The organism is Streptomyces rimosus (genome assembly GCF_008704655.1).
In the GTDB taxonomy this organism is placed as follows: Bacteria; Actinomycetota; Actinomycetes; order Streptomycetales; family Streptomycetaceae; genus Streptomyces; species Streptomyces rimosus.
Window position 1 is genome coordinate 3,294,077 of sequence record NZ_CP023688.1, and the last position, 18,921, is coordinate 3,312,997.

At 73.6% G+C, this 18,921-nt stretch carries 11 protein-coding genes; 2 read left to right on the top strand and 9 right to left on the bottom strand.

Annotation, left to right across the window (positions count from 1 at the left end):
• Positions 1–51: 51 nt before the first annotated feature.
• Together CP984_RS13455 and CP984_RS13460 are read right to left on the bottom strand one after the other, a co-directional pair.
• A complete protein-coding gene (locus tag CP984_RS13455; RefSeq protein WP_003984434.1) occupies positions 52–384 on the bottom strand; it encodes a hypothetical protein in 333 nt (110 codons plus the stop codon).
• A 142-nt stretch (positions 385–526) separates the two neighbouring features.
• Positions 527–2,800: an ATP-dependent DNA helicase UvrD2 gene (locus CP984_RS13460; protein WP_003984435.1), complete on the bottom strand. Its 2,274-nt coding sequence runs from the start codon at positions 2,798–2,800 to the stop codon at positions 527–529.
• 219 nt (positions 2,801–3,019) lie between these two features.
• Between CP984_RS13460 and CP984_RS13465 the strand changes: the two genes are divergently transcribed.
• The gene (locus CP984_RS13465; RefSeq protein WP_003984436.1) at positions 3,020–3,262 is read left to right on the top strand and encodes a mycoredoxin; all 243 of its coding nucleotides are present in this window, start codon (positions 3,020–3,022) and stop codon (positions 3,260–3,262) included.
• A gap of 91 nt (positions 3,263–3,353) precedes the next feature.
• Here CP984_RS13465 and CP984_RS13470 read toward each other — a convergent pair whose 3' ends face one another.
• The 7 genes from CP984_RS13470 to CP984_RS13500 all read right to left on the bottom strand — a co-directional run bounded on the left by CP984_RS13470 (position 3,354) and on the right by CP984_RS13500 (position 15,685).
• Positions 3,354–4,457 carry a helix-turn-helix domain-containing protein gene (locus tag CP984_RS13470; protein ID WP_003984437.1) on the bottom strand — a complete coding sequence of 368 codons (1,104 nt, stop codon included), beginning with the start codon at positions 4,455–4,457 and terminating at the stop codon, positions 3,354–3,356.
• Between the two features lie 407 nt (positions 4,458–4,864).
• Complete coding sequence (gene nudC, locus CP984_RS13475) at positions 4,865–5,800, bottom strand: NAD(+) diphosphatase (protein WP_003984438.1); 936 nt, start codon at positions 5,798–5,800, stop codon at positions 4,865–4,867.
• The gene (locus CP984_RS13480; protein WP_129821007.1) at positions 5,797–6,006 is read right to left on the bottom strand and encodes a hypothetical protein; all 210 of its coding nucleotides are present in this window, start codon (positions 6,004–6,006) and stop codon (positions 5,797–5,799) included. Before CP984_RS13480 ends, nudC begins: the two co-directional genes overlap by 4 nt.
• Before the next feature lie 83 nt (positions 6,007–6,089).
• Positions 6,090–7,490, bottom strand: a complete 1,401-nt coding sequence (locus tag CP984_RS13485; RefSeq protein ID WP_003984439.1) for a dipeptidase — start codon at positions 7,488–7,490, stop codon at positions 6,090–6,092.
• A 56-nt stretch (positions 7,491–7,546) separates the two neighbouring features.
• Positions 7,547–11,257 carry an ATP-dependent DNA helicase gene (locus CP984_RS13490; RefSeq protein WP_043979235.1) on the bottom strand — a complete coding sequence of 1,237 codons (3,711 nt, stop codon included), beginning with the start codon at positions 11,255–11,257 and terminating at the stop codon, positions 7,547–7,549.
• 93 nt (positions 11,258–11,350) lie between these two features.
• Positions 11,351–14,734 (bottom strand): ATP-dependent helicase, encoded by a 3,384-nt coding sequence (locus CP984_RS13495; protein ID WP_086026268.1) that lies wholly within the window; start codon positions 14,732–14,734, stop codon positions 11,351–11,353.
• A 462-nt stretch (positions 14,735–15,196) separates the two neighbouring features.
• Positions 15,197–15,685 (bottom strand): MGMT family protein, encoded by a 489-nt coding sequence (locus CP984_RS13500; RefSeq protein WP_078587132.1) that lies wholly within the window; start codon positions 15,683–15,685, stop codon positions 15,197–15,199.
• Positions 15,686–15,858: 173 nt separating this feature from the next.
• Between CP984_RS13500 and CP984_RS13505 the strand changes: the two genes are divergently transcribed.
• Positions 15,859–18,921, top strand: a complete 3,063-nt coding sequence (locus CP984_RS13505) for a lysylphosphatidylglycerol synthase transmembrane domain-containing protein (protein ID WP_030184423.1) — start codon at positions 15,859–15,861, stop codon at positions 18,919–18,921.

Here is an 18,921-nt window from a genome sequence, read left to right on the forward strand (position 1 = left end):
ATCCCGGTGTGGGTTCCGCGGCCCTGGAAGGTGCCGACCTGATCATGCCGATCAGGCTGGATCTCTCCAGGGTTCGTGCCCGCGGTGGGCCCACGTGTCCTGCTGCGTCTGGTACTGCTTCCGGGATTCGGCACCGTTGGTCGCCGCGCCGGCAAAGGCATGCGCGTTCGCTGCCGGTGCCGCTGCCACTACTGCGGGTGCCTGGGTCGGTCGCTCGTCACGCTTCGCCTCCGGCAGGATCACCAGGGAAGCGGCACGGGAGACCTCGAGGCCGGACAGCCGGCCGGAGCCGGACAGACCGGTGCCCTGCAGCGAGGCGCCAAGGGTGCAGGCGGCGACGACCGAACGATCGGTCATTTTCTGGCTCGTCATGAAGCTGATCACTGGTCTCGCCTCCTCTCGGCGTCTCGGGGGACCGGAGAATCCGGTCCGAGCTTGTTCAGTACAACACGAATCCAGCGGATCCCGAAAGGCCCGTTGTCCTCGTGCCTGTGAAGGCTATGGGGATGCGCTCCGCGCGCGCAAACTATTTTTCTGACGACTTTCCGGAGCTTCTTGCACCGCCCTCCGAAAGATCGTCCGACGAGGGCCCGTCCGCTGCCGGAACCAGCTCCTCACCCGCGCACAGTGCGAGGACGTCGGCTCCGAACCTGCCGAGCTTGCGTCCCCCCACACCAGGGATGGCCGCGAGCTCCCCTTCGGTTCCCGGTACGGCCTCGGCGATCGCCATCAGGGTCTTGTCCGTGAAGACGCAGTACGCGGGCTGGCCCAGCTGCCGCGCCTGCCCGGCCCGCCAGTCGCGCAGCCGCTCGTACAGCGCCTCGTCGAGCTCGCAGGGGCAGTCGTCGCAGCGCATGAGCTTCATCTCGCCCGCGTCGGTCAGCGTCTTGCCGCAGACCCGGCAGCGGGCCGGGGAGCGGTCGCGGCGCCTGCTCACGCTCCGGACGCTGCCGCCGCCCCGCTCGATGCCGCCCGCGACGGCCGCCGCCGTACGGCGCCCGGCGGCGCCCGAGCCGGGCCGCAGGCCGTCCAGGAAGCGGCTGGGGCGGCGGACCGCGCGGCCCCCTGGGGAGCGGGCCAGGGACCATGACAGGCCTAGGTGGTGCCGGGCCCGGGTCACGCCGACGTACAGCAGGCGGCGCTCTTCCTCCACCTGCTCGTCGGTCTTGGCGTAGGTGATCGGCATCATGCCCTCGGTCAGGCCGACCAGGAAGACGGCGTCCCACTCCAGGCCCTTGGCCGCGTGGAAAGAGGCGAGCGTCACACCGTCGACCGTCGGCGCGTGCTGGGCGTTGGCCCGCTCGTCCAGTTCGGCGACCAGGTCGGCGAGGGTGGCCGTCGGCCGGGCCTTGGCGAACTCCTCGGCGAGGCGGACCAGGGCGGCCAGCGACTCCCAGCGGTCCCGTACGGCGCCGGAGCCGGCCGGTGGCGTGCTCGTCCAGCCCATGTCGCTGAGCACCGCCCGCACCTCGGACGGGAGGTCCACGGCGTCGTCGAGGAGCGCGTCGTTGGCGCCGAAGCGGGCGGCGCCGCGCAGCTTGACGCCTGCCTCGCGCACCTCGGGCCGCTCGAAGAAGCGCTCGGCACCGCGCAGCTGATACGGCACGCCGAGATCGGCGAGGGCCTGCTCGTAGACCTCGGACTGGGCGTTGATACGGAAGAGGACCGCTATCTCACTCGCCGGGACGCCGGAGGCGATCAGGTCGCGGATGCGGCGGGCGGTGCCCTCGGCCTCGGCGGGCTCGTCCCCGTACTCGACGTACGTCGGCTCGGGGCCCGGGTCCCGCTGCGAGATCAGCTCCAGGCGGTGTTCGGCGGCGCGGCCGCGCGCCTGCGACAGGAGGCCGTTGGCGAGGTGCACGACCTGGGGCGTGGAGCGGTAGTCGCGGACCAGCTTGACGACCGTCGCGTTCGGATGGCGGGTGCGGAAGTTCAGCAGGTGGTCGGGGGTGGCGCCGGTGAAGCTGTAGATCGTCTGGCTGGCGTCGCCGACGACGCAGAGGTTGTCGCGGTCGCCGAGCCACAGGTCGAGCAGCCGCTGCTGGAGCGGGCTGACGTCCTGGTACTCGTCCACGACGAAGTGCTGGTACTGGGCGCGGACCTGCTCGGCGATGTCGTGCCGGTCCTGGAGGACGCCGACGGTCAGCAGCAGGACGTCCTCGAAATCGATGGTCCCCCGGTCGCGCTTGAGCTGCTCGTACGTCCCGTAGATCTGCCCGATCTCGGCCGGGTCGCGGGGGGCCTCCCGGCCCGCCTTGTGGACGGCGGCCGGGTAGTCGGCGGGCACGGTCTGGGTGACCTTGGACCACTCGATCTCGCTGGTGACGTCGCGCAGCTCGTTGCGGTCCAGACGGATGCGGCAGCGGGCGGCGGCCTCGGCGACCAGCTGGACCTTGCGCTCCACGAGCCGTGGCAGCTCGCCGCCGACCGCCTTGGGCCAGAAGTACTGGAGCTGGCGCAGGGCGGCGGAGTGGAACGTACGGGCCTGGACGCCGCCCGCGCCGAGCTGGCGCAGCCGCCCGCGCATCTCCCCCGCCGCGCGGGCGGTGAACGTGACGGCGAGCACCGTGCCGGGCTGCAGGATGCCCGCACGGACGCCGTACGCGATCCGGTGGGTGATCGCGCGGGTCTTGCCCGTCCCGGCGCCCGCCAGGACGCACACGGGGCCGTGCAGGGCCGTGGCGACCTCGCGCTGCTCGGGGTCGAGGCCGTCGAGCACCGCGTCGGCACCCTCGGGCGTGGCCGGGAACTGGGTCGCGGCCGCCTGCGGGAAGAGAGTGGAGTCCGATGCTGCTGTCACACCGCAATGCTGCCAGGTCGACCGGGACAGCCGGGAAAGTTGTCCACAGCCGCCGCTGCGTGGTCATACGAATACGCGCGCCTACGGATGCGCAGCCGTACGCATGCCGATACGGAACCGTACGCGTGCGGAAGCGGCCCGGTACGGACGGGAATGGTCCCGGTCGGGCGGACGTTCCCCTACTGCAAACACGCCGAGCTTGAAGGAGCGCGAGGACCCATGGCGGGCACTGTGACGATGTACAGCACCACGTGGTGCGGCTACTGCCGCCGCCTGAAGAGCCAGATGGACCGCGAGGGCATCGCGTACACCGAGATCAACATCGAGCAGGACCCCGAGTCCGCCGCCTTCGTCGAAAAGGCCAACGGCGGCAACCAGACCGTCCCCACGGTCCTCTTCCCCGACGGCTCCACCCTGACGAACCCGTCCCTGGCCCAGGTCAAGCAGGCCCTGGGGGCCTGAGCCCCGGGGCTCCACCCGAGCCTCCGGTTACACGGGTGAACCCCCGGTCGTGGCGACCGGGGGTTTCGTCATGCCCCGACCGGCTGCCGCGTCAGGTCCTGACCTCCTCCATGAGCATCCGCAGCGTGAGCGAGTGCTTCGCGGGCGGCAGCCGGTCCAGGGCCGCCTCGGCGTAGGCCGCGCCCCCGGCGCGGTCGCCGGACCGGGCCAGCATCAGTCCCCGGTGCATCTCCAGGTGCGTCGCGAACCTGGGCAGGCTCGCCGGAAGCTCGCGGCGTGCCTGCTCCTGGGCCTCGACCGCCTTCTTCTCGTCCCCCACCCTGGCGAGCAGCAGGGACAGGAAGACGTTCATCCGCCACCAGGGGACCGCGTAGTCGGACGTCTGCTCGTGGCTACCGACACAGTCGAAGAGGCGACGGCCGTGGTCGGCAAGACGCACGGCAGTCGCCCTGTCGCCACGGACGGCTGCCGTGTGAGCTTTCCCCATCACGGCGTTCACGAGCCCGAGAGACGGCTTGTCGGAGATCGCCATGGCCTGGTCCGCCAGTATGTCGGCGACGCCCAGGGAAGCGCCTTCGTACCCGAGGGCGATCGCGGCCCGGCCGCGCACCCATACGCGGGTTCGTTCGTCCCCTGACCGGTCGGCGGCCCTGGCAGCCGTGCCGTACCACGAGACGGCCCTGGAGCCGTCCGAGCCGGGGAACGTCTTGGCGTACAAGGTCATGAGCCGCGCGGCCACCGACCACAGACGGGGGTCGTCGAGCTGTTGTTGCACGACGACGAGTTCGCCGGCCACGCGGCGCTGGATGTCCGCGGCCCCCATCGACATGTAGTCGGTGCCGTACGTGGCCAGCGTGGCTTCCCAGTGTTCCGCCGTCGGGCCGCCCCGCAGGCGCGCGGCGAACCCCGCGCTGAGCAGATCCGAAGCCACCACGGGAGCTATCGCGGTGGCGGCCACGTCACTGAGGAAGGTACGCTGGCCCACTTCGCCCTCAAGGGTGGCCAGAGGAACGTCCAGGACGGCTGACAGATGTCTGAGGTGACAGGCCCCCGGCGTGACCTTGGAGCACTCCCAGCGGCTCACATACTCCCGGGTCAGCCCCGTACCGAACGCCTTGTTGATCTCCGACACCAAACGTCCCTGGCTCCAGCCGCGGGCCTTGCGCAGGTTCCTGACCAGATCCCCGATGGGCATGGGGCCATGATGCTCCTACGCACCCGCTCCGGGAGACCAAAAGGGCGGAGATCCGGAACTTGCCCCTACGGATGCCACTGGGCGGGAGCCCCGTAAGGACCGATCGTGTCGGCATGACAGAAATTCCGACGGACGGGTGCGAAGTATGCGTGCTGCTGAAGACCCTCGAAGCCAAGGGCCGGGAAAGCCGGGACCAGTCGATGGAAGTGGACGCCCGGGTGCGGTATCGCCGGCATATGAGGGAGACGCATCGGCGGGAGGTTCCGTTGCCGTCGTGAGGGGCGGGGGTGTCGTTCCGCCGTGTCCGTTTCCCTGTGCGCTTTGCGTGGCCAAGGGGAGGCAGGGAGAGCGGGGTGCCTGCCCCTGAAGAGAGGCCGGGGCCCGTCCAGGCCCCGGCCCCGTCGTCATCACGGCTTCGGCAGCGGCTTTCCGTACCACATTTCGATCAGGCGGGCGGCGATGGAGATGCCGTACGGAGGGAGGACCTCGCCGGATTCGAAGGCGGTCTTGAGGTCTTCGCGGGAGAACCAGCGGGCCTCTTCGATCTCCTCGCCGTCGACCTGGATCTCGGAGGACGTGGCGCGGGCCATGAAGCCGAGCATCAGGCTGGAGGGGAACGGCCAGGGCTGGCTGGCGACGTATTCGACGTCGCCGACGACCACGCCCGCCTCTTCGTAGACCTCGCGGGCCACCGACTGCTCGATGGACTCGCCGGGCTCCACGAAGCCCGCCAGGGTGGAGAAGCGGCCTTCGGGCCAGTGGACCTGGCGGCCGAGCAGGGCGCGGTCCTCCTCGTCCGTGACGAGCATGATCACGGCGGGGTCGGTGCGCGGGTAGTGCTCGGCGCCGCAGGCGGGGCAGCGGCGGATGTGGCCCGCCGCGGCGATCACGGTGCGTTCGCCGCAGCGCGAGCAGAAGCGGTGCAGGCGCTGCCAGTTCTCCAGGGCGACGGCGTGGACGAGCAGGCCGGCGTCGCGCGGCGAGAGCAGCAGGCCCGCCTCGCGGAGGCCGGCGGGGCGCGCTGACTGGTCCATGCGGCCCGGCAGCGCGTCCTTCTGGAGCGCGAAGTAGCGCACGCCGTCCTCGTCGGTACCGAGGAAGTAGCGGTGTGTCTCGGTGAGCGGCGCCTCGAAGGAGGGCGTCATGACCAGTTCCGTACGCCCGTCCGGGGTGTCGTCGACGAGTGCCTGGCCGCCGGAGACCACGAAGACGCGCGTCGTCGGGTGGCTCCAGGCCGCCGCGAGCCACGCCTCGTCGAGGCGGTGGTGGGCGGCGCGGTCGATGCCGCTCGGCGCGCTGAAGGTGATCGGCCGGTCGGCGCTGTGGTCGGTCCAGGTGGTCACTGCGGTTTCCAACTCCCCCTATGGCGTGGGTGATTGCGGTGGTGGCCGTGCTTGCCGGGCGTGCCGGTCCTGCCGGACGTGCCGTGCTCGCCGCGTACGGGCGCCGGGCGGGCGGCGGTACGGTCCGTACGCATGGCGGTACGACCGTACGGGCGGTCGTGGAAGCCGTGCGGGCAGCCGTACAGCCGACGCGGTCGTACGGGCACGCCCCCGCACACACCCGTCGGCCCGGTCACGCGTCGCGCCGTCCGGGGCACGGGCACGGGCGCCGTCGCGGCGCGGTCACCGGTCAAGCCACGCGCCAGTTCTCCGCCAGGTCGCCCCACAGGTGCGCGGCGGTTTCGACGCCCTTCATCAGCAGGTCCAGTTCGACCTTCTCGTTCGGGGCGTGCCAGCCGTCCGAGGGGATGGATATGCCGAGGAAGAGGACCGGGACGCCGAGGACGTCCTGGAGGTCGGCGGCGGGGCCCGAGCCGCCCTCGCGGGTGAAGCGGATCTTCTGGTTGAAGGCGCGGCCCATGGCCCGTACGACGGACTGGAGGGCGGGGTGGTCGAGCGGGGTCAGGCAGGGGCGGGTGGCGCCCCAGAAGGTGATCTCGTGGCGGATGCCGTCGGGGAGGCGGGCGGCGACCCAGTCCCGTACGGACTGCTGGACGGCGGCCGCGTCCTGGCCCGCCACCAGGCGGAAGGACAGCTTCAGCTGCGCGGCGGACGGCACGATGGTCTTGCCGCCGGGGCCCTGGTAGCCGCCGCCGATGCCGTTGACCTCGGCGGTGGGGCGGGCCCAGATGCGCTCCAGGGTGCTGTGGCCGGCCTCGCCGAGCGCGGCGTGGGAGTGGGCCGTACGCAGCCAGCCGGCCTCGTCGAAGGGCAGCTCGGCGAAGAGCTCGCGCTCGCGGTCGGTCAGCTCGACGATGCCGTCGTAGAAGCCGGGGATGGCCACCCGGCGCTCGTCGTCGTGCAGGGCGGCGGCCAGGCGGGCGGCCTCGGTGGCGGGGTTGGGCACCGCGCCGCCGAAGGAGCCGGAGTGGATGTCCTGGTCGGGGCCGTACAGGTCGATCTGGCAGTCGGTGAGGCCGCGCATGCCCGTGCAGACGGTGGGGGTGTCCTTGGACCACATGCCGGTGTCGGAGACGATCACCGCGTCGCAGGCCAGGCGGTCGGCGTGCTTGGTGATCAGGGCGGGGAAGTTCGGGGAGCCGGACTCCTCCTCGCCCTCGATGAGCAGCTTGAGGTTGACGGCGGGCGCGGTGCGGCCGGTCGCGGCCAGGTGGGCGCGCACGCCGAGGGTGTGGAAGAACACCTGGCCCTTGTCGTCGGCGGCGCCGCGGGCGTACAGCTTGCCGTCGACGGTCTGCGGCTCGAACGGGTCGGTGTGCCAGCCGTCCTCGCGGGCGGCGGGCTGCACGTCGTGGTGGCCGTACACGAGGACGGTGGGGGCCGTCGGATCCCCGGAGGGCCACTCGGCGAAGACCGCGGGAGCACCGTCCGTCTCCCAGATCTCGGCGGTCGGGAAGCCGGTCGCGGTGAGCCGGCCGGCCAGCCACTCGGCGCTGCGGCGCACGTCGGCGGCGCGCTCCGGGTCCGCGGACACGGAGGGGATGCGCAGCCAGGCGGCGAGGTCGTCGAGGAACTCTTCGCGGTGGACGTTGATGTACGCGCGGACGGCGCTGTCCGAGGTGGTGCTCATGTGTCCGAGCCTATCCGGCGCGCGGACATGCTCCGCCGCCGGTCTCGACGATCTTGTCACCTCTGGTCTCCTCCCCCTCCGTCCTCCTCGCCGGCGGCCCGGTCGTGCTCGCCGAGCAGGATGCGCTCCAGCCCGGCCCGGTCGGGCAGCCGCTGGGGGCGGACGGTCTCGCCGCTGCGTACGTACAGGAACGCGGCGTCCACCGCGGAGAGGGGCAGGCCGTGCTGCTCGGCCCAGGCCACCCGGTAGAGGGCCAGTTGCAGCGGGTCGGCGGTCTGCGCGTGGTGGGTCTTCCAGTCGATGATTTCGTACCGGTCGCCCTCGGGGCCGCGGGTGCGGTAGACGGCGTCGATACGGCCGCGTACCACCCGGCCCGCGAGGGTGAGCTGTACGGGGACCTCGATGCGGTACGGGGTGCGCCGGGCGTACGGGGTGCGGGCGAACGCCTCCTTGAGGGCTTCGAGATCGTCCTCGTCGGCGATCTGCTCCGCCTCCCCGGCCGCGTCCTGGGCGCGCGCCTCATGGCCGTACGCACCGCCCGGCAGCTCGTCCGGGCCGAGCACGGGCAGCGTCAGCTCCTCGAAGCGGGACTCGACCCAGGCGTGGAAGCGGGTACCGCGACGGGCGGCGGGACGGGGCGGGTGCGGCATGGGCCGCGCCAGCTCCCGGGTGAAGCCGTCCGGGTCGGCGGCCAGCCACAGGAGCTGCGAGGCGCTGAGCGAGGACGGCAGGGGCACGTCCCGGACGGTCGCGCGGGCCCGGCGCAGCTCGTCGGCGAGCGCGTCGAGATCGCGGTCCCAGGAGGCGACGGTGCGGTGCTCCTCGGGGAGGAGGGCGGGCGTTCCAGGGTGGCGGTCCGGGGCCGCCGCGGGGCCGGGGACCTGCTCGGAGGCGTGCTGCGGTGGTGCTCCCGGGGCGGGGGCCTGGGCCGGTACGTGGGCGCGCTCACGCGCGGGGCGCTCGGCGCTCCAGGCGTCCCAGTCGGCCAGGTCGTGCGCGGCCCCGGGCCCGTGGTCGTCCTCGACGGCATACGCGTCGGCTTCGCCGTAACCGTGGGCATCGATGTCGCCGTACGGATCGTCCTCGGGCGAAGGCCGCTCCGGGCTGCGGGCGGGCGGGGCCTGACCGGGCACCGTGGCGCCCCCCGCCCCCGCCGCCGGATGCGGAGCATCGTGCGCGGCGGCCGCCTCCGCCCCATCGGTCGCGGTCGCGTGCGGCGGCGCGGCGTCAGCCGTCATCCCGTCCAGATACGCCCGTACCGTCGCGGCAGCCGCGCGGCGGCGCTCCGTCGCCACGGCGTCGAGCGGCAGTGGCCACTCCAGCTCGGCCTCGGCCTCCTTGAGCGACGGGTTTTCCGCGCCCTCCTCAGGGGGCTCGGCCCACTCCTCGATCTCGCCGTGGCCCGCCTCGCAGTGCGCCCGCAGCGCCTCCAGGAAGGCGGACGGGCCGCGCGGCCGCTTCTGGTCGGGGCCCCACCAGTGCCCGGAGCCGAGCAGCAGGGAGCGGGGGCGGGTGAAGGTCACGTAGCCGAGGCGCAATTCCTCGACCGACTGGTGCTCCTTCATCGCCTCCTTGAAGGACTTCACGCCGCGGCTGCTCCAGTCGTCCACGTCCGGCAGCGTCGCGGCGTCGCCACGGAGAGCGTGCGGGAGGACCTTGGGCTGGGTGAGCCAGGAGTCGCGGGACTGCTCGCTGGGGAACTGCTTGCCGACCAGGCCGGGGACGGCGACCACATCCCATTCCAGGCCCTTGGACTTGTGGGCGGTCAGCACCTTGACCGTGTTGTCGCCACCCGGCAGGGAGCTGTCCAGGCCCTTTTCGTGCTGGACGGCCGTACGCAGGAAGCCCAGGAAGGCCAGCAGCGTCGCGTCGCCGTCCAGAGCGGCGCCGCCCTGCTTGGCGGCGAACCCGGCCGCGATGTCCAGGAACGCGCCAAGGGTCTCCCGTCGGCGGGCCGCCAGAGCGCGCGGGGACGCGGACAGCTCGACCTCCAGGCCGGTGACGGTCAGCACCCGGTGCAGTACGTCCATCAGCGGGTCGCCCAGCGAGCGCCGCAGCTCGCGCAGCTCGCGCGCCAGGTAGGCGAAGCGGACGCGGGCCTCGGGGGAGAACGGCAGACCGTCGTCGTGGCCGTCCGATTCCAGGAACGTGTCGAGCGCGTCGGCGAGCGAGATCGTCTCGGCCGGGTCCACGCCCTCCACGGCCTCGGCCAGGCGGCGTTCGGGGTCCTCGGACTGGCCCTCCCGGTGGACGAGCAGCCGCGCGCGGCGGCCCAGGAGGGCCAGGTCGCGGGGGCCGATCCGCCAGCGCGGGCCGATCAGGAGCCGTACCAGGGCGGCGTTGGCCGTGGGGTCCTGGAGGACCTCGCACACCGCCACCAGGTCGGCGATCTCCGGCAGGTGCAGCAGCCCGGAGAGGCCGACGACCTCCACCGGGATCTCCCGCGCGACCAGCTCGCCCTGGATACGGGCGAAGTCGCCGGCCGTACGGCACAGGACGGCGATCTCGCCGGGCGGGGTGCCCGTGCCGACCAGGTGGGCGATGCGGTCGGCGAGCCAGGTCATCTCCTCCGCGTGGGTGGGCAGCAGCGCGCAGCGCACCACGCCGTCGCGCTCCGCGCCCGGCGCCGGGCGCAGCGCCTCGACGCCTTCGTGCATGCCGCGCAGCGGCTCGGCGAGGCCGTTGGCCAGGTCGAGGAGGCGGCCGCCGCTGCGGCGGTTCTGGCTGAGGGCGGCGCGGCGGGCCGGGGTGCCGTCCTCGAAGGGGAAGTGGGCGGGGAAGTCGTCCAGGTTGGCGACGGAGGCGCCGCGCCATCCGTAGATGGCCTGGCAGGGGTCGCCGACGGCGGTCACGGCATGGCCCGTACCGCCACCGAACAGGCCGGACAGCATGATCCGCTGGGCCACGGAGGTGTCCTGGTACTCGTCCAGGAGGACGACCCTGAACTCCTCGCGCAACAGCGCGCCCACCTCTGGGCGGGTGGTCGCGAGCGTCGCCGACAGGGCGATCTGGTCGCCGAAGTCCAGCAGCTCGCGCCGCCGCTTCTGGTCGCGGTACGCCTCGACCAGCTCCAGCAGTTCCAGGCGGCCGCGGGCCGTCTCGGGCACCTTGCGCAGATCGGCGTTGGAGAGCTTGACCTTCTCCAGGGCGGCCAGCAGCTCGGTGTCGTACGCCCGCAGCCGGTCCGGCTCCACCAGATGCTCGGCCAGCTCGCCGTCGAGCGCGAGCAGGTCCTCCACGAGGGTGGGCAGCGACCTCGTCAGCGCCGGATACGGGCCCGGCGCGGCACGCAGCACCCGGGCGGCCAGCTGGAAGCGGGTCGCGTCGGCGAGCAGGCGGGCGCTGGGCTCCAGACCGATGCGCAGGCCGTGGTCCTTGAGGAGCTGGCCGGCGAAGGAGTGGTACGTCGAGATGCGGGGCTCACCGGGGACGGCGTCGGCCGGGCCGCCGGCCCCCGGCGCCGGGACGCCGAACGGGTCGGCCGGCTCCGTCACCCCCGCCGCCGCCAGGGCCTTGCGGACGCGCTCGGCCAGCTCGCCCGCCGCCTTGTTCGTGAACGTCAGCCCGAGCACCTGCTCCGGGGCGACCTGGCCCGTGCCGACCAGCCACACCACGCGCGCGGCCATGACCGTGGTCTTGCCGGAACCGGCACCGGCCACGATGACCTGCGGGGCGGGCGGAGCCGTGATGCAGGCCGTCTGCTCCGGGGTGAACGGGATGCCGAGGAGCTCCTTGAGCTGCTCGGGGTCGGTGATACGCGCTGACACATCCGAGACCGTATCGGCCCCCACTGACAATCGCGGCAAAACCCAGCTGAGCGGGCCGGTGGGACGCCGGGAGACCGGTGCCGCCCCACGGCGTCACTCCACCACGTGCTGTCCCTCCGGCAGTGCCGAGCAGGAGTTGCGGAACGTGCAGTGGGTGCAGTGCTGGCCCGTGGTGGGCGTGAAGCGCTCCTCCAGTACGCGCCCGGCGGCGGTGGCCAGCAGCTCCCCCACCCACTCGCCGTCGACCGGCCCCTGCGCCTGCACGGCGGGCAGCGCGTCCCCGCCCTCCTTCTGGGGCGCGCCCAGCCGCAGGTGGACGAGTTCCGCGCCGCCCGGCTCCGGCCGCCGCCCCTCGAAGACGGCGTCCACCGCGCCCTCCCGTACCGCGAGCTGGTACACCGCGAGCTGCGGGTGGCGGGCGACCTCCGGGCCGGTCGGCTTCTGCTTGCCGGTCTTGAAGTCGACGACGTACGCGCGGCCCTCCGCGTCCCGCTCGACGCGGTCCATGCTGCCCCGGATGCGGACCGCGTACTCGCCCGCTTCGAGGGTGACGTCGAAGCCGTGCTCGGTCGCGACGGTCTCGCGGCCCAGCGTGGCACGCTCCATCACGTGCCAGCGCAGGAAGCGCTCCAGGGCGGCGCGCGCGTTGTCCTTCTCCTGCCGCGACTTCCAGGGCGCGTCGAAGGCGAGCGCGTCCCAGACCGAGTCCAGGCGCTCCATCAGGACGGACAGGTCGGCGGGCGTACGGCCGGAGGCGACCTCGTCGGCGAGTACGTGGACGACGTTGCCGAAGCCCTGGGCGGCGGTCGCGGGGCTGTCCGCCTTCACCTCGCGCCCGAGGAACCACTGAAGCGCGCAGGTGTTGGCGAGCTGGTCCAGCGCGCTGCCCGAGAGCGTCACGGGACGGTCGCGGTCGCGCAGCGGCACGGCGCTGTGCGTCGGCTCGTACAGGCCCCACCACTGATCGGGGTGAGCGGCCGGCACCAGCGGCTGGCCGTCGTCGTCGCGCAGCGCGGCCAGCTTCGCCAGGCGCTGCGCGGCGGCCTCGCGCAGCGCCGGGGTGGCCTGCGGGTCCACGGTGGTGGCCCGCAGCTCGGCGACCAGCGCGGCGACCGACAGCGGGCGGCGGGGGCGCCCGGTGACGTCCCGCAGCTCCACGCCCAGCTCGGTCAGGAAGCGGGACGGCTGGTCGCCGTCGTCGGACGCGGCCTTGACGGCGGTGACCACCAGGCGGTCGCGGGCGCGGGTCGCCGCCACGTAGAACAGCCGGCGCTCCTCGGTGAGCAGCGCGCCCGGGGGCAGCGGTTCGGCCAGCCCGTCCCGGCCGATCCGGTCCGCCTCCAGGAGAGAGCCGCGGCGGCGCAGGTCCGGCCAGAGCCCTTCCTGTACGCCCGCGACGACCACGAGGCGCCACTCCAGGCCCTTGGAGCGGTGCGCGGTCATCAGGCGCACGGCGTCGGGGCGCACGGTCCGGCGGGTCAGGGTGTCGGCGGCGATGTCCTGGGCGTCCAGCTCCTCCAGGAAGTTAAGCGCGCCCCGGCCGCCGGTCCGGGCCTCCGCGCGGGCGGCGGTCTCGAACAGCGCCACCACGGCGTCCAGGTCACGGTCGGCGTTGCGGGCCGCCGCACCGCCGCGCCGGGCGGTCCGCTCCAGCCGCTGCGACCAGGTGGGCGTGCCGTCCCACAGCGTCCACAGGGCTTCCTCGGCGGTGCCGCCGGCGGCCAGCAGGTCGCGGGTGGTGCGCAGCAGCTCGCCGAGGTGCCGGGCGCCCCGCGCGTACGCCGGATCGTGCGCGACCAGGCGCTCCGGCTCGGCGAGCGCCCGCGCGATCAGTTCGTCGGAGGGCGGCGGTACGTCGTGGCCGGCCACCCGCTCCTCCTCGCGCAGCGCCCGGCCCAGCCGGCGCAGATCCGCGGCGTCCATGCCGCCGAGGGGGGAGGTGAGCAGTTCTATGGCCGTCTCGGTGGAGATCCCGTGCGCGGCCTCGGTGGACCCGTCGGCCGGTACGGGGGCGTCGGCGGCAGGCGCGTCCTCGGCAAGTGCCTCATCGGCGGGCGCGGGCGCCACCACCGCCGAAGCCGCCTCCGTCGAGGCCGTCACCGCCGAAGCCGCCACCCGCAGCGCCGTGAGCAGCGGCGCCACCGCCGGTTCCCGGCGCAGCGGCAGTTCGTCGCCGTCGATCTCCAGAGGGACGCCGGCCGAGGTCAGCGCCCGGCGCACGCCGGGGATGGAGCGGGCGCCGGCGCGTACGAGGACGGCCATGTCACGCCACGGCACGCCGTCCTCCAGGTGCGCGCGGCGCAGGATGTCGGCGATGTTGTCCAGCTCGGCGCCCGGCGTCGGGTACGTGTAGACCTCGACGCGGCCCCCGTCCCGTACGGCCGCGAGGTCGCGGTGCTCCCGTACCTTCTGGGCGGGCAGGCGGGTCAGCGGCATACGGGACGTGAGCCGCCGGGTGGCCGCCAGGACCGCGGCGCCCGAACGGCGGGAGGTGCCGAGGACCTCCACCGGCGCCGGATCGCCACCCGTTCGGGGGAACATCAGCGGGAAGTCGAGGATGCCGTTGACGTCGGCGCCGCGGAACGCGTAGATCGACTGGTCCGGGTCGCCGAAGGCCACGAGCGTACGGCCGCCGCCGGCCAGCGCGCGCAGCAGCCGTATCTGTGAGGCGTCCGTGTCCTGGTACTCGTCCACGAACACCGCGTCGTAGCGCGCTGCCAGCTCCGCGGCGACCTCGTCGCGCTCTGCGAGCAGCACCGCCCGATGCACCAGTTCGGCGTAGTCGAGCACGCCCTGCGCGTCCAGCACGTCCAGGTACTCGGCGAGGAAGTCGGCAGCCGCGCCCCAGTCGGGCCGCCCGGTGCGCCGCGCGAAGTCGGCAAGCGCTTCCGGGCCCAGTCCCAGTTCGCGGCTGCGCGCGAGCACCGCGCGCACCTCGTCGGCGAAACCCCGCGTCGTCAGGCAGGCCCGCAGCTCGTCCGGCCAGCGCACCCTGGCCCGCCCGGCGGCCGCCAGCCCGGCCTGCCCTTCGAGCAGCTCGCGCACCACGAGGTCCTGCTCGGGCCCGGACAGCAGGCGCAGCGGGTCGGCGAACAGGTCGGCGTCCTGGTGGGCCCGTACGAGCGCGTAGCAGTACGAGTGGAAGGTGGTGGCCTGTGGGGCGGCGGCGCTGCCCAAGCGGGCGGCGATCCGGTCCCGCAGTTCGACGGCGGCCTTGCGGCTGAAGGTCAGCACGAGCAGCCGCTCGGGGTCGGCGCCGTCCCGTACCCGCCGGGCGACCGCCTCCACGAGGGTCGTGGTCTTGCCCGTACCGGGGCCCGCGAGCACCAGCAGCGGCCCGGTGCGATGGTCAACCACAGCGCGCTGGCGTGCGTCCAAAGCAGGAGGGTCCGCCGGTCCCGGCCGGGTACGCACCAGTCGGTACGCGCCGGAGGCATCCCGGCGCGCCGCTCGCCGGCGCGGCTGCGCGGACGGCACGGCCGAGGCCGAGAAGGAGGAACTCACGTGGATCGCCGGTCCTGGGAGGAGGTGCTGGTCGTGGTGCGCACCGCGGTGCGGCGCGGGCCGGTGCGGCCACCGCGCCGGTCGCCGGGCGGCGGGGCGGTGGTGCGGGCCGTGCCCGACGCTACGCCAGACGGCGCACGAGCCGCAGCGCGTCCCACGACGGTACCCGGGGCCGGGGACCGAGCGCGGAGGTCTGTGCCGGACGGGCCCGGCCGGAAGGGGACGCTCCAGCGGCCGGGCGCGCCGGGCATGCCGTACGGGCGGACCGGAACCGCCGCGCCCTACGGAGCGACCGGTACAGGCTCGGCCGGCACCCGGTCGGCCGGTACGCGCTCGGCCGTCACCCGGTCGGCCGGTACGCGCTCGGCCGTCACGGCGGGCAGGCTGCGGGCCGGACCCGCTGGGAAGTCCTCCCCGGCTCAGCCACCCATCGCCTCAGTCCCTTCGCACCGGATCGCTGCCGTCCCAGCGGGCCCGCCGCAGGTCGAGGCGCGGTACGTGGCCCTCGGCCGACCGGCCGGCCTCCCGCAGCGGGGTGCCCTCCTCTCGGTAGTGCGCCATCGCGCGCAGCTCGCCGCCGGGCAGCAGGCGGCCGTCGGCGCGCACGACGCGCCACCACGGCACGGCGCCTCCGTACAGGGCCATCACCCGGCCCACCTGGCGCGGCCCGCCCACGCGCCACCCCGGGTCGTCCTCACGGCACCCTTCGGGCGGGTCCTCCCCCGCGAGCCACTCGGCGATGTCGCCGTACGTCATCACGCGGCCGGGCGGGATCAGCTCGGCGACCGCGAGTACGCGTTCCGCGTACACGGGGAGCTGCGATCCGCCGGAGTCCGGTGGGCCGCCGCCCTCCTCGCCCACCCCGTCACCGCCGTGTCCGCCGGGCCCGCCGGGCCCGTGCGGCCCTCCCGTTTTCCCACTCATTCGGCCCATCCTGCACCACGCCACCGACAGTCACCCGTGGCCTGCGCGGTTGCCCACCGACGGCGTGCGCGGGCGGGCGCGGCGGCGTATGTTCCGTTTCCCGGCCCTTCGAAATGCACCCTGATGCCCCCCGCCTCCCCGCGGCCATGCCACCATCTTCCGGGCGGTGACTGGTGATACGAGATCAAGAAGAGACGGCCGAACAGCAGGGTGCGGTGCCTCCGCGGGAGGCCGGCACCCCTGAGGCGCTGTCCACCGACACCCCCGCCCGGGGGGACGGGACATCACGGGGGAAGCCGTCACAGGCTTCCGCGACCGAAAAGGCGAGCACGATCGAGAAGGCCGGAAGAGCCGAGGAGTCCGCGAGTCCGGAGGGGCCGGATCAGCCCCGCCGGGCCGACACGGCGACCGCTTCCAGCGGAGCGGGGGGCGCGGCAGAAGAGGAATGCACGGCCGGAGGGGCCGGGGGGGCCGGATCGCCCGCACCATCGGGGGCGACCGGCACATCCACCCGGAAGAAGTCCGCACCCGACCGGCCGAAGACGGACAAGCCCGTGCCCGACAAGCCAAAGTCGGAGAAAACAGAGAAGGCGGACCGCACCGCCCCACTCTCCGACCGCGTCGGCAGCGAGTTCCACGTGGACCAGGTCTCCGGTGACGAGCCGCTGCTCCCCGCCCGGGTGCACCGGCCCTCCGACCTGATGCGCCTGCTGCTGGGCATCGTCGGCATCGCGCTGGTGCTGCTGCTGGCCAACTACGCGCACGGCACGACCCAAGGTCTCCAGCGCGACATCGGCGAGGGCGCCGGGCTGGCGCCGCGGCTGCTGATCAATTTCGCCGGGCTGGCGTCGAGCGTTGCCGTGCTGATCGTGCCGGTGGCCTTCGCCGTGGAACGGCTGATCAAACGCGACGGGCTGCGGATCGCGGACGGCGTGCTGGCGGCGGTCCTCGCGCACGGCGTCTCGCTGGCCACCGATCTGTGGGTCGCCGAGGCGGCCCCGGAGTCCATCCGGGTCGCACTGACCCAGCCGCTGGCCAACGGCGGACTGACCGCGCCGGTGCACAGCTATCTCGCGCCGGTCATCGCGTACATGACAGCAGTGGGTATGTCGCGGCGTCCCCGCTGGCGGGTGGCGATGTGGTGCGTCCTGCTGCTGGACGCCTTCGCCGTGCTCGTCGGCCGCTACACGACACCGCTCGCCATCGTCACCACCATCCTCATCGGCTGGACGGTGGCCTTCGGGACGCTGTACGCGGTCGGCTCCCCCAATGTGCGCCCCACCGGGCAGAACCTCCTGGCCGGACTGCGCCGGGTCGGCTTCCACCCGGTCAGCGCGGTACGCGCGGAGGACATCGGCAACCCCGAGCACCCGGAGCACGTCGACCGCGGCCGCCGCTACATCGTCACCCTGGAGGACGGCCCGCCCATCGACGTGACCGTCGTGGACCGCGAGCGGCAGGCCCAGGGATTCTTCTACCGGGTGTGGCGCCGGCTGTCGCTGCGGGGCATCAACCAGCGCCGCAGCCTCCAGTCACTGCGCCAGGCGCTGGAGCAGGAGGCGCTGCTGGCATACGCGGCGATCGCGGCCGGCGCCAGCGCCCCCAAGCTGATCGCCACCTCCGAGCTGGGCCCGGACGCCGTGATGCTCGTGTACGAGCACATCGACGGCCGGCCGCTGGACGCACTGCCGGACGAGGAGATCACCGACGAGCTGATGCGCAACGCCTGGCGACAGGTGGCGGCGCTCCAGTCGCGGCGCATCGCGCACCGCCGCCTGGTGGGTGACGCCCTCCTGGTGGATCGTTCCGGCAGCATCATCCTGACCGATCTGCGCGGCGGCGAGATCGCGGCGGGCGACCTGGTCCTGCGGATGGACATCGCGCAGCTGCTGACCACGTTCGCGCTGCGGACCGGCGCCGAGCGGGCGGTGGCCGCCGCCGTCGACGTACTCGACCCGGACGCGGTGGCCGACAGCCTGCCGCTGCTCCAGCCGATCGCCCTCAGCCGCACCACCCGGTCCACGCTGCGGCAGCTGGCCCGCGAGCGCTCCGCGCGGGAGCGCGAGGCGGTCCTGGAGGCGTCGCGCGCCACCAAGGAACGCAAGGCCGCCGAGGCGGCCCGGCGGGGCGGCGCACACACACAGGAGCAGCCGGCCAACCGCAAGGTGGCGCGCGCCGAGAAGAGCGCCGAGAAGCGGGCGGTCGACGAGGCGCTGGAGGAGGCCCGCGAGGAGGACCTGCTCTCGCAGATCCGCCAGCAGGTGCTGCTGATCCGCCCGGCCGCGCCGGTGGAACCGGCCCGTCTGGAACGCATCCGGCCACGCACCCTCGTCACCTGGATCGCCGGCGTGTTCGCCGCGTACTTCCTGGCCTCACAGATCACCCACGCCAAGTTCGGCGAGGTGGTCGGCGAGGCCCAGTGGGTGTGGGTGGTGGCGGCGCTGGTCTTCTCGACGCTGACCTACCCGGCGGCGGCGATGAGCCTGCTCGGCTTCGTACCCGAGAAGGTGTCCTTCCTGCGGACGGTGATCGCGCAGGTGGCGGGCAACTTCGTCAAGCTGGTCGCGCCCGCCGCGGTGGGCGGTGTGGCGCTGAACACCCGCTTCCTCCAGCGCTCGGGCATCCGGCCCGGTCTCGCGGTGGCGAGCGTGGGCGCGTCCCAGCTGTTCGGCCTGGGCTGCCACATCCTGCTGCTGCTGACCTTCGGCTACCTGACCGGCACCGAGCGCACGCCGTCGCTCTCCCCGTCCCGCGCGGTGATCGCGGGCCTGCTGACGGCGGCCGTGCTGGTGCTCGTGGTGACCGCGGTCCCGGGGCTGCGCAAGTTCATCGGCACCCGCGTACGGTCCCTGTTCGCGGGCGTGGTGCCGCGCATCCTGGACGTGCTCCAGCGCCCGAAGAAGCTGGTGGTCGGCATCAGCGGCACGCTGCTGCTCACGGCGGCGAACGTGCTGTGCCTGGACGCGTCGATCCGCGCGTTCGGCGGGGGCGGACAGCTCAGCTACGCGGCCATCGCGGTGGTGTTCCTCGCGGGCAACGCGGTGGGCTCCGCGGCGCCCACCCCCGGCGGTGTGGCGGCCATCGAGACCGCGCTGACCACCACGCTGACGCTGGCCGGGCTCACCACGGACATCGCGTTCCCCGCGGTTCTGCTGTTCCGGCTGATGACCTTCTGGCTGCCGGTGCTGCCGGGCTGGATCTCGTTCACACAGCTGACGCGTAAGGGGCAGATCTGA